The 12,939-nt window shown below is 42.8% G+C and carries 7 protein-coding genes; 3 read left to right on the forward strand and 4 right to left on the reverse strand.

Features of this window, described 5'->3' with window-relative positions; genetic code table 11:
* Nucleotides 1-634: 634 nt before the first annotated feature.
* The 3 genes from V7K41_RS22440 to V7K41_RS22450 all read right to left on the reverse strand — a co-directional run bounded on the left by V7K41_RS22440 (nt 635) and on the right by V7K41_RS22450 (nt 5,331).
* Nucleotides 635-982: a HetP family heterocyst commitment protein gene (locus V7K41_RS22440; RefSeq protein WP_104908890.1), complete on the reverse strand. Its 348-nt coding sequence runs from the start codon at nt 980-982 to the stop codon at nt 635-637.
* Nucleotides 983-2,121: 1,139 nt separating this feature from the next.
* A complete protein-coding gene (locus V7K41_RS22445; protein WP_334851756.1) occupies nt 2,122-2,244 on the reverse strand; it encodes a hypothetical protein in 123 nt (40 codons plus the stop codon).
* A gap of 678 nt (nt 2,245-2,922) precedes the next feature.
* The gene (locus V7K41_RS22450; RefSeq protein WP_334851758.1) at nt 2,923-5,331 is read right to left on the reverse strand and encodes a GH116 family glycosyl hydrolase; all 2,409 of its coding nucleotides are present in this window, start codon (nt 5,329-5,331) and stop codon (nt 2,923-2,925) included.
* Nucleotides 5,332-5,672: 341 nt separating this feature from the next.
* Here V7K41_RS22450 and V7K41_RS22455 point away from each other — a divergent pair, with 341 nt between their 5' ends.
* Nucleotides 5,673-8,885 carry a WD40 repeat domain-containing protein gene (locus V7K41_RS22455; protein ID WP_334851760.1) on the forward strand — a complete coding sequence of 1,071 codons (3,213 nt, stop codon included), beginning with the start codon at nt 5,673-5,675 and terminating at the stop codon, nt 8,883-8,885.
* Nucleotides 8,886-9,350: 465 nt separating this feature from the next.
* Nucleotides 9,351-9,488, forward strand: a complete 138-nt coding sequence (locus V7K41_RS22460) for a hypothetical protein (RefSeq protein WP_334851762.1) — start codon at nt 9,351-9,353, stop codon at nt 9,486-9,488.
* 301 nt (nt 9,489-9,789) lie between these two features.
* Here the strand turns inward: V7K41_RS22460 and V7K41_RS22465 are convergent, their stop codons facing one another.
* Nucleotides 9,790-10,167, reverse strand: coding sequence for a CU044_2847 family protein (locus V7K41_RS22465; RefSeq protein ID WP_334851764.1), 378 nt, complete (start codon nt 10,165-10,167; stop codon nt 9,790-9,792).
* A gap of 67 nt (nt 10,168-10,234) precedes the next feature.
* On the opposite strand from V7K41_RS22465, the gene V7K41_RS22470 reads away from it, so the two are divergent.
* Nucleotides 10,235-12,939 (forward strand): nSTAND1 domain-containing NTPase (locus tag V7K41_RS22470; RefSeq protein WP_334851766.1); only part of this gene is annotated, 2,705 nt, incomplete at its 3' end.

Consider the following 12,939-nt stretch of genomic DNA (forward strand, 5'->3'; position numbering starts at 1 on the left):
TCTGTTCCTGGAATTGATGTTAAGCGTTTGCAATATTTAACTAAAGCAACACCAACCACAAGATAGAAAGTTTTATCAGCATTACTCGCACCGTCTGCAGTCAGTGAAAGCTGTGGAAAATTTGGCTTGGGGGAATCCACCTACCCAAATTCTCTTTGCTCAGACTTCCTCAAAAAAAGAACCACCAGTAGCAACGGTTGGATTATTGGTCTTGGTCTAGGAGTTATTTACTCCATGAAATGCTGACTACTTTTGTAATCAGTTTGATTTATTTCATAGTTAGAACTAATCGTTGATTTTATTTTTTAAATTAACTTGCTTGCCAAATCACCTCTATTTTGGTTGAAGTTGTAGTTGTTATTAGTTTACCAATATCATTAGTATATATTTGCCATTTTGGCAGATTTTTGCAAAATACTATCAAATTAATGACTGCTATAGAAAACCCGCCATGCTATAAATTTTCAATTAGCATTGCAGGCTTTCAGATAATCAATCAACTTTAGAGCAGAATCTATTGATTCCAAATACTTTTTAATTTAATCCATAGGATTTCAAAGAAACGTTTTGAACATTTTCTGGTTTTAATGGCGATTTGCTGTGTCAATCTCTGGTCTAAACTCCCACCAAGGATTTATGCTTTTTGCTTTCTAACTACTTCTAGATAAGCTACGTCTTTAATTTTGCTTAAGCAGCTTGATGACACATTATTATCCGACCGGGAATCATGAGCATGTTTCAGCATTTTTAGATTTTCACTTTGCTGTTGTTTTGTCCTATCTGCTTGAGAGTTCTCTTTGAGCAATCGATTGTAGGTGCGATATGGAATGTAATGGAGAGGATTATAACCACCAAATCGCAGCATTAAAACACATGCCCAAGAATACTTTCCAGCAAGAATTGCTTCAACTACTTTGTCAAATTGTTGAGCTTTTACTGTCTTATCTAAGTTACTACTAATACCAGCAATGTCTTGATTCATCATAGCGTTTAGTTATTTTGGGTGAAGTAAACTATTTTCTTCTCTGCAATTGTTGATGTTTCAATTGAAGTGTACAGACTGCACTAGCCTTTTTGCAAATCTTGAATTGCTAGTGGCAAATTATCAGCAATGGAGCGGTATTTGATGTTTCCAAGGGATAAAAATCCATAAGTAAATAAATTTTCTTGGTTCACACGCTTATATTTATTACTACTGTTGAATTAGGCAATTTCCGGGAAGTTTGCATATTTCTTGAGACTACAAGAGAAAATATATTTATCTTTGAGCGTTAACAACACCATTCGCATTTATACTATTTTTTGTCGTTAACGTCATCTACTAATCTAGTATATTTATAGGTCAAATTTACTGAATATATTCCGATACTTACTTGTGTATTGTGCAGCTTTTAGTTTTGTCCTATTTTGCTAATTCTTGAGGGGTCTTACCCCTCACCCGATATTATTTTTAAACCTTTATTATTGTTGAGTAACTAGAAAACAATACCATTAAATAAAATGTAAAACAAGTAATAAAAATATTAGATGATGGAGAATAAAACCGTTCCTAGCCATACGATTGAACCTATTTATCAATAAGTTCGATTAGACTATGATATTTATTATACTTATCTTAATTGGTTTGCAAAAACTACAGCTTTAGCGTATCTAAATATAATCGCTGTCAACCGATCGCAAATATTTCATAACAATCAGGCAGTAATCATAAAATAGACCATTTGAAAAAAAAATACTGGCTAGTGATAATATAGATAGTTATAACGAGCCTTAGCTGAGTCAAGAAAAAGCTCCGCAAATGGATAATTTTACTCAAAGAAATATAGCAAGCTAAGTCTGTTTAATAATCTTAGAGAACTTAAGAATAGATATAAAGCTAATTAATACAGAATATTATTAAGTTAATTCAGCAGAAATTTCTATATGTATGAATATCTAACAAATTTATAAAATTGAGATTACAAAGTAGTAATTGGGCTAAATGGTTGTACAAGATCAAAAATCAATATGCGATCGCCTTTATCTCTCCAGACAACTACACGATTAATTTCTTGACAATAAGCTATCTACGGGTTATAGTATGAGTCCACCTTACTAAGACTCGCCCTCACTGATAGCGCTTCATATCCTGCAAATTTGGGCTACTTCTGCTAAAGGCTGGAGAAATGCACCTGTAGGGTTTGCTAATGCTAAGTTACGCAAACTGTAGAGGTTTAAGCGTATGTCGTAGTATTGGCTAATCATTGCCAAACACGCAGCGCCACAATCTGGTGAACTTTGCTGTTGATTAAAGGAATAGGCACGTCATAACCTAGCTTTTGATTGTGAACGTAGTCTGGGAAATATTAGCAATATTTATAGCTAAAGCCAGTAATATTTGCATTTTTTGAAACATTAGTCTTAAATTCTCAATGCTTCAACTCTTACCATTACTGAAATTTTCCTTCGCTTCCGGAAACACTCGAAAAATAAAATCGCAAATCTAAACTTTGCTTTTTCAGATGAAGACAGGTTAAATTTGGTGACGTGGAATACGACCGTTCGTAGGGGCGCACATCTGTCATAGATCCTATGCCCTCATCCCCTAATCCCTTCTCCCATATTGGGAAAAGGGGAACTAGAGAATTTGCTCCCTCTGCCAATTTTGGGGAGCAGGGTGGTTTCATACGAAAAAAGAAAAATACATAAGTCTTGATTTCTCGTGAAAGTGGCATGGCTTTTTCCCTCACTTCCATTCCTCTCCCCCACGGGGGGAGAGGCTTTGAAACCCAGTTTTAGTTTTTCTCTGCTTGTATGAAACCACCCTGCTCTGCCAATTTTGGGGAGGGAGCAAAACTCATACACTTAAAAGGTTTCAGCTTAAGTTGACACCAATGACATCTACGTGTGTTGCATCAAAACGAGAACTGTTTTGATAGTCAATCAATTAAGAACTAAGTAAATTCCCCAAATCGCCATTGGTCGCAGGTAAGTGCTAGCGCGAAAAGTACCAGTTGCAGTGATAGCTTCCGGTGTGCGAAATTGCAGACCATTTTCATAAATTTGCTGCACTACAGCTTGCGTCAACCTCAACGCTTCATCCTTCATTTCCATCTGCACGAGAAAAGCCGCCAGCCCAAAGTTTATCCCCGTCCAAACTTCTAAGGGATGAGTAGCTTTGGGATTTTCTGGTGAACCATCACGACGAACACCATTAGCAGCACCAAACTCACCATTACAGAATTTCAAAAAGCAAGCGTCATAAACAGTTTTCAGGGCAGAAAGGGCGCGATCGCTTGGTACAATATCAGGTAAATCCAGCAGACGGGCGTAGAATTGTCCGCACAATTGATCTGCCATCACTACATCGGAACCACTTTTACTATCAAGTCGGTAATATTCTCCATTCCAGAGTTTTTCTTGGTAAATAGGAAGAGATTGTTGTAACCAAGTTTCATAAGTGGATTTTTGCGCTGCCAACTCTGTTGTGTTACCTATCTGGTAAGTTAATAAAATATCGCTAATTGCAATCGCAGCTTCTAACGCCGCCAACCACAACCCCCCACAATAGGCGCTGACACCCTGTAATCGCCAATCATCAAAGGTTTGATCGGGCGCACCAGAATTTTCAGGAATCCCATCGCCGTCGAGGTCAAAAGTTTTCAGGTAGTCGAGGGTTTGAACGATCGCATTCCAGCAATCTGCTAGGAATTCCACATCGTCAGCACCCGTGAGTAAAAAATCACGGTATACTTGCAAGACAAAATCACTACCTAAATCTTTCCATAAATTACAGTCTTGATAGCTGGTGTAGTTAGTTTTCTCCCAGACGTGTTCGTTCGGTCCGCCTAAATCGTGGGGTGTTGCACCTGCAACTTTGCGAACTGCAATTGGGCTTTCTGCCTTAATTGTCATGTAATAGCCAATGATTCGGGGAGTATCATCACCTTCAGGAATCGCCCGTGCAAATGCGCGAATTACTGACTTTTCTAATTCTGGAAACAGCATCAGCAGGGCAAAAGAGCCGTATAATCGCACATCTAGACTTTCATACCAACGATAATCTAAGCACTCTAGCACCGCAAACTGACCGATGGGGTCAAGTTCTGATGCTGCACTCCAAAGAGTACCGCCGCTGGTGAGGTCATAAAGCTCATTAAATAGAGCCATTTTAAACCAGTTGGGTAAATCTTCCCGGTCGAGAATGGGTTGTTGCCAAGTTTGAATTTGCGATCGCCAGGTTTGGTATTCTTGTAACGCAGTCGATGCGATCGCCCAGGCATTGTTTCCACTTTTACTAAAAAAGTCTGTATATCTGCGATAATAGTTAACTCCAGCCGCAAATTCTGTGATCGGCAAATCCCAAGCGAGGACAAAGGGAATTTCGAGAGTTTCGCCTGGTTGGAGAGTGAAACGGAGTGCGATCGCAGCCCCGATTTGTGTATTCTCTGTTACTGGAGTAGTATCAACATAATTAGGCAAAGAGCCATCTTGGGCAAAGCTTTCCCATATTTCCTCACCCGTACCTTCAGGATTCCAGCGGCTGTGGTGAAATACTTCCACTTGGGGATGTTTCAGCGTCGCAATACACCAAGTTCCATCGCCTTCTTGCAAAGGTTCATCACTACCTACCCGACCTAAAACACAGCCAAACTTTTCTGTATTTTCAACTATCTGGTTGTAGTTTCCTTGACTTTCGCCCCAGCGCGGTTGGTATTCGTAAACTGGACTACCATCATCACGCACCCGCACTTCGGGAGATTTGAGAGCGTTTGTAAACCACCCCACCATATTTTGCCAAGTGAGCATAATGCTGAGAGTAATCGGTGTATCTGTGGGATTATGAGCATTCCAGAGAAATATTGCCACAGGGTAGCTAGTTTCTTGGTAATTACCTGCCCAGACTGGGGAAAATTGCTCACAAGTCAACTGTGCTTGAAATACATTTTCATACACAAACCAGCTACGTGGATATAGCGCGTGATAATTGCCCGTCCCCTCAGTAGCCAAAAGTGTCGGATACCACTGCCAAGCCTTGAGAGTGCCATCATCGGGCGCTTGGGTAGATAAAGCATAGGCTTGGGAAGATGTACTATTGGATTCAAACACACTGAATTGACAAGCGGGAACGTTTTTGAAGGTATGCTCACCGCCGTCGATGTGCCACAGGTTAAAGTCTCCCCGTGAAGAACGACCGATGCAACCTGCACCAAAGCCGCCTAAAGGCATACCATGCCAAGGACCATCATCAATATTACTTGCATAGCGGACGGTATAAGGTTTGTCCCAGCCTAAGCCGATGGGACGGCTCCAAGTGCAAGAGGGAATTTCTGGAGAGAGTTGATTTGTCATCGCCTAATGTTACAGCGTGCAGTTACGTCAATGAAGACTAGCGCGATGTGAGATTTTTCTCAAGGTAGTAGCACGGTAATGGCCATTGGTGTCAATTTAAGCTGAAATTTTCTAACTAGTCGTAGCCCGCCCTTAGACATCGCTCCCGTAATTACTACCAAACCACAAGGTATAGAGCTTATCCCAGTCACTAAGACTTTAATATTGTGCTTCTACCGTGTATTGCTCAACTGCTACTTGAATTTTAAATCTAGAGTTTTTAACTCTAATGGGTAAATCACTAGTAAATTTGGGTATTTTAAAGCACAGAGGTAATTTCTCAATAGTTTTAACAAAAGAAGATGACACAATACGCCCTTGTGGTTGAAATTGCTCAGGATGACAACAGTTTCGGCAGCCTGACTAAACCTATCAATGATGCAGAGGCTGTGGCTAACACAGAAAAATTTTTGCTGGTGGTAGATGAGTTTGAGGAAGTATTTACAGTTTGTATAGATAAGGAAGAACGGCAGAGATTTATTGAACTACTTACTGGGGTAGTAGAGATTCATGATTCGCGGTTAGCAGTTGTAATTACTATGGGAGGCGATTTTCTTGAATTTTGTTTAGATAATCCTTCTCTGACTCACCTGATTCAAACCCAGGCAGCAGTTATGCTGCCTTTAACTGGAGTTGATTTAAAGGAGACAATCGCCAAGCCTGCCAAGCTTCAGGTTCATAGTGTTGAAGAAGCAGGAGTATTAAAAATTCTCCCAAATCTTAAACAAGAACCAGGGAGTTTGCCATTGTTAGAGTTTGCCTTAACTAAACTCTGGGAGAAACGCGAACAAAAGAAACATCAACTAACCCAAGAAGAGTATGAGAAGTTGGGAGGATTAACTGCGGTGTTAAATCTCCATGCAGAAAATGTTTATCACTACCAAGATTATGAAAAAGAATATCCAACTCAAGAACGCAGTCAGCAAGAAAAAGAATGGATTAAGCAGATTTTTCTGCGGTTAGTGCGAACGGGAGAGGGAGAAAAGGATACCCGACAGCGCCAACCAAAAGCCACATTATTAAATATTGCAGGTGATGAAGCTAATCAACAGCAACAACTTAGTGAGTTGCTAGATGGTGAAGCAGGATTGGTTAAGGGACGCTTATTAGTTACTGGGAAAGATGAAAAAGGAGAAGTCTGGATTGATTTAGCCCATGAAGCTTTAATTGAAAGTTGGCAGCAGTTGCAAGAGTGGCGACAACAAGACCGAGACTTGCGCCCGTTGAGCGATACATTAGAAAATACTCGACGGGAATGGTTGAACGAAAGGCCGGATGACAAATATTTCATGCAAAAGGGATTGCTGGCCCAAGTCAGGGATAGCTGGCAACAATTGCAGCCCCATTTGCAATCACCCCAACAAGATGAGGATTTTTACCAGCGCAACGATGCTGATGAAAAAGACCGGATTGCCGAGATGGAAAGGACGCTTACTGAATCTCAGTTGCGAGAGAAAGCGGCTAAAGTAGAAAATTTACTGGCCTTGCAACCTCTTGATAGTCTCGTTTTGGCAATTCAAGCTATGGGGGAGAATCAAGAGAAACTACCCCAGCAGATTCTTGCATCAGTTCAGAACAGTTTAAATCGGGTGGTGAATAAAGCAAGAGTCTCGATTCCCTTCTGTGGTCATGAGGGTAATGTCTCTTCTGTCGCGATCAGTGCTGATGGGCAGACAATTGTTAGTAGTGGTAATGACGGCACGGTGCGGTTGTGGAACCTGCAAGGTCTTTCCTTAGCTGAACCTTTGCGTGGTCATCAGGGTAATGTCTATTCTGTCGCCATCAGCGCCGATGGGCAGACGATTGTCAGTAGTGGTAATGACGGCACGGTGCGGTTGTGGAACCGCCAAGGTCTTCCCTTAGCTGAACCTTTGCGCGGTCATCAGGGTAATGTCTATTCTGTCGCCATCAGCGCCGATGGGCAGACGATTGTCAGTGGCGGTGCTGATGGTACAGTGCGGTTGTGGAACCATCAAGGTCTTTCCTTAGCTAAACCTTTGCGCGGTCATCAGGGTAATGTCTCTTCTGTCGCCATCAGCGCTGATGGGCAGACGATTGTCAGTGGCGGTGCTGATGGTATGGTGCGGTTGTGGAACTGTCAAGGTCTTCCCCTAGCTAAACCATTGCGTGGGCATAAAAATTATGTCTCTTCTGTCGCCATCAGTGCCGATGGGCAGACGATTGTCAGTGGCGGTGCTGATGGTACGCTGCGATTGTGGAATTACCAAGGTCTTCTCTTGGCTGAACCTTTGTATGGTCATGAGGGTAATGTCTCTTCTGTCGCCATCAGCGCCAATGGGCAGACGATTGTCAGTGCCAGTGCTGATGGTACGGTGCGGTTGTGGAATCGCCAAGGTCTTTCCTTAGCTGAACCTTTGCGTGGCCATGAGGGTAATGTCTCTTCTGTCGCCATCAGCACCGATGGGCAGACGATTGTTAGTGGCAGTGCCGATGGTATGGTGCGGTTGTGGAATCGCCAAGGTCTTCCCTTAGCTGAACCTTTGCGTGGTCATCAGGGTAATGTTAGGTCTGTTGCTATCAGCACTAATGGGCAGACGATTGTTAGTGGTAGTACTGACGGCACGGTGCGGTTGTGGAATCGTCAAGGTCTGACCTCAGCGGAACCTTTGCGTAGTCATAAGGGTTGGGTCTATTCTGTCGCCATTGCTTTGCAACGCGATGCGAACAGCGCCGATGGTCAGACGATTGTTAGTGGCGGTACTGACGGCACGGTGCGGTTGTGGAACCTGCAAGGTCTTCCCTTAGCTGAACCTTTGTGTGGTCATGAGGGTTGGGTTTATTCTGTTGCCATTAGCGCCGATGGGCAGACGATTGTCAGTGGTGGTAGTGACGGCACGGTGCGGTTGTGGAATCTGCAAGGTCTTCCCTTAGCCGAACCTTTGCGTGGTCATGAGGGTTATGTCTATTCTGTTGCCATTAGCGCCGATGGGCAGACGATTGTTAGTGGCGGTACTGACGGCACTGTGCGGTTGTGGAATCGTCAAGGTCTTGCCTTAGCTGAACCTTTGCACGATCATCAGGGTTTCGTCAATTCTGTTGCCATTAGCGCCGATGGGCAGACGATTGTTAGTGGCGGTACTGACGGCACTGTGCGTTTATGGAATTATCAAGGTCTTGCTTTAGCTGAACCATTGCGTGGTCATAAAGGTTGGGTCTATTCTGTCGCTATTAGCGCCGATGGGCAGACGATTGTTAGCGGCGGTGATGACGGCACAGTAAGGTTGTGGAATCTGCAAGGTCTTCCCTTGGCTGAACCTTTACGTGGTCATGAGGGTTGGGTTTATTCTGTTGCTATCAGTACCGATGGGCAGACGATTGTTAGCGGCGGTGAAGATGGCACTGTGCGTTTGTGGCGCGGTGACTGGCGTGCATGGTTGCAAGTCTGTTGTGACAGGTTACGTTACCATCCCATCTTCACCAATCCGCAAACAGAGGAAGCAAAAGCCGCCTGCGAAACCTGCCAAAAATATGTTTGGAGTAAAGTAAGCGGGTAAAAATACGGCATTGCCGTGCCTCTGAGAAGGTCTGTATTCGACTCAATTGCAAACGGCTATAAAGGCAGTAAGTAAAGAGAGGAGAACACGAAAAAGAGACTTATTATTTTCTCAATTTAGTCTTATAATTCCAGTTTTCTCCTTTAAAAATTGGAAGTTCATGCTCAAAACTCGGAATTTTATGTTCGCAACTGCAACAGCCGATATCCAAGGGTAATACCAATTCAATTAATGATTGCAAAATATCCTTGGGTAAAGACGCGATGAATCGCGTCTCTACAAATGGTCTATTTGTCGCATTCTTTTTTCAAATTGGTATAAATTATGGTGAGTGAAAGGCTTAGGCGTAACCCGCACTTTGACAAAGCTCACCTTTTGACCTTGGAATTTTTATTGGTGTTATTGAAATTGAGATTGTATATGTGGGCACTCTAACATTAAGCAAAATACTGGAGACTAATTTCTATGTCCACAGCCCCAATTAGTGCAACACTAGCGCAATCAGATAGAGATGCTGTGTTGCAAGCGATGTCTACGACGCGGGCTACGCCTACGCACTTCTTAGGTGCAATATTGAAGCTAAGAACTCGGATGTTGGAGTAAATTGCTCGGCGTTCCGAGTTCTGAACTCGAAGCTTCAACCTCAGAACATGGAATTTCGAGATGAGAACACGAAACTTGAAGCTTTGAACAGCAACGTCCGAGATTCAAAGGTGAATAATGGTGAGTGGAGGGTGATGGCTCTCCTTTTTAACTCGGAACTTCGTGCTTTGAACAGCAACATCCGAGATTCAAGGGTCAATGATGGTGAATCAAAGGCGTAGGCGTAGCCAGCAGGAAACATCGCTTCCATAATTCTTAGCAAAGTTGAAGGTACAAAGCTTATCCTTGGTAAAGCAAAACCTTAAGTGCTGGAATTTTGCTTATTTTCAGGAAACTTACACTTTACCTCAATTTCAAAATTACTCTCCGCCGAACCTTCAGTCACGAAGGGTATACCTGTTTTTCCGCCTATCTTCAAGCCAAACTTCAGAGTAATCTCTTCAACTTCAGCAGTACCTAAATTTTTAAAAGCGCCAATGGCATATTTGGTATAAGCTCGAATTTGATGGTGAACTTCCTCAATCTTGACAAATGCATCTTCCCGCCAGCCGTAGGATTCTTTCTCTTCATCAACCTCCGGTGTGACTATTTCTGGAACAGTTGGCGTTTCCTTTGACTCGAACAGAATTGTATAGATTTCCCCGTCTTCTTCAAAGACTAAACGTTCTATGTTCGACATCAAGCCCTCAGATTTTAGGTGTATTTACGTTATCTTATTCTGTAACAGATAACTTAAATATGTATAGATGGCTCGTTACGCGCTTGTTGTTGGCATTACAGATTATACAAATCAGCTTCCCAACCTCACAAAACCCGCTACGGATGCAGAAGCGGTAGAACAGGTACTAAAAGCGCATGGTGATTTTGAGGATATCGCTGTTCTCAAAGGGAAAGTTAGTACAACTAAGTTGGCTGAAGCTTTCAAAACACTTTTGCAACAACAAGCAGTTAAAAACGAAGCGCTAATTTACTTTACAGGGCATGGCATCACTGTATCTGACAGCTTAGGAACAGAACAAGCATATCTAGCCACTTCTGACTTGACAATTGTCACTCAAGGAAAGCAAATTATTGAACAAACAGGCGGGATTAGTCTTCTCAGTCTCAACAATTTAATTAGAGACTCCGACCTGAGTAGTCTAGTAGTGCTGTTAGATTGCTGTCATAGCGGTGAATTTTTAGAACGCAATCTCATCGAAAAAACACTTACTGCCTTTATTTCACAGCGCGATTACTACTTTATTGCTGCTTGCAGAGGTTTTCAACAAGCTTATGCCAAAAAAAGCGAACAACACAGTATTTTTACAACAGCTTTGCTGGCTGGTTTGTCACCAGAGAACACTAACGATCGCGGACAGGTGACAGGCGATCGCCTCTTCGATATACTTGCTACAGAACTTAAAAGCAGTGGTCAAGAACCAATCCGCATGGGTTGGGGGCGTTCCATTACTCTAATTACCCACAAGAATCAAAGACAAGTTCAAACCTTTGAGGTAAAGGAAGAATGTCCTTACCAAGGTTTAAAAGCCTTTGAAGCGGAACAAAAACAGTTTTTCTTTGGGCGCAAGCAGGTTGTGAGGAACATTCTGGAGAAATTGGCACAAAAGCCCTTTGTTCCGATTATTGGCCCTTCCGGGAGTGGTAAATCTTCCGTGGTTCAGGCGGGTTTGATTCCAGAATTAGATGATATTGTCTGGCAAATTTTACCGCCAATCAAACCAGGATTTCAGCCTTTGCAGGAATTGAGAGGAGTTCTGAAAGCATTTTTCCAAGGGGCGAAAAAAGAAAGATTGCTTTGGGAGTTGATTACTAAAGAACCGAATCCTTTACCTGTAATTGTGGAGCATCTCACAGGTGCAGAAAAATTTTTATTGGTAGTAGATCAGTTTGAGGAACTATTTACGGTCTCTGTTGCTGAAGACAAGCAGAGATTTATTGAATTGCTGACTCAGGTAGTAGAGATGACTGATTCGCGGTTGAAAGTTGTGATTACCATGCGATCGGATTTTCTCGAACCATGTTCAGACTATCCCTCTTTAAATAAATTGATTGAAAATCAGCTTGTTTTGATGCCGCGTATAACTGGAGTTGATTTAAAAGAGACAATAACCGAACCAGCTAAACTTCAAGGTCATAGTGTCGAAGAAGGACTATTACTGAAAATTTTAGAAGATGTTGGTAAAGAACCGGGATATTTGCCCTTGATGGAGTTTGCTTTAACTAGACTCTGGGAGAAACGCGACCAACAAAAGCATCAACTCACCCTAGAACAGTATGAAAATTTCCAAGGATTGACAGGGGCGCTGAATTTTCATGCAGAAAATGTTTATTTTTACGAAGATTATCAGCAGGATTCCCCGACTCAAGAACGAAATGAACAAGACAAAGACTGGATTCAGCAAATTTTCCTGCGATTAGCGCGAACCGGAGAAGGAGAAAAGGATACGCGACAGCGCCAACCAAAAGCTGAACTGTTAGCCATTGCTGGTAATGAACAAGAACAGCAGCAAGCATTAAGTGAATTGCTAGATGAAGGATTAGTGAAAGGACGTTTGCTGGTAGCTGGGAAAGATGAACAAGAAAAAGCGTGGATTGATTTAGCCCATGAAGCCTTAATTGAGGGTTGGGAGAGGTTTGCCCAATGGCGACAACAAGACCGAGATTTGCGGCGGTTGAGCGATAGGTTAGCAGATGCTTTACGCGAGTGGGTGAACAAAGAGGAAAACGAAAAATACTTAATGCAGAGGGGATTGCTGGCAGAGGTGCGAGAAAATTGGGAACAACTACAGTTTTTATCATCACCTCAAGCCAAAAATTTTTACCAACTCAGTGATGCTTATGAACAGCACCAGATCGCTACATTAAAAAAAGCACTCACTGAATTACGATTGCGAGAGAAAGCCGCCAGGGTAGAGAATTTATTGACTGTCCAACCCCTAGAGAGTCTAGTTTTGGCAATTCAAACAATCGGTGAGAATCAAGAGAAACTACCCCAGCAGATTCTCGCACCAGTTCAGAACAGTTTGAATAAAGTGACAAATAAAGCAATAGTCTCCATTCCCTTTGATGGTCATGAGTATTATGTCAGGTCTGTCGCCATCAGCGGCGATGGGCAGACGATTATCAGTGGCGGTCGTGACGGCACAGTGCGGTTGTGGAACCGCCAAGGTCTTCCCTTAGCTGAACCATTGCGTGGTCATGAAGATGATGTCAGTTCTGTAGCCATCAGCGGCGACGGACAGACGATTGTCAGTGGCGGTAGTGACGGCACAGTGCGGTTGTGGAACTGCCAAGGTCTTCCCTTAACTGAACCTTTGCGTGGTCATATGAGTACTGTTACTACCGTCGCCGCTGATGGCGACGGACAGACGATTGTCAGTGGCGGTAGTGACGGCACAGTGCGGTTGTGGAACTGCCAAGGTCTTCCCTTAACTGAACCTTTGCGTGGTCA

Origin of the sequence: Nostoc sp. (genome assembly GCF_036917415.1) — a bacterium.
GTDB lineage: Bacteria > Cyanobacteriota > Cyanobacteriia > Cyanobacteriales > Nostocaceae > Nostoc.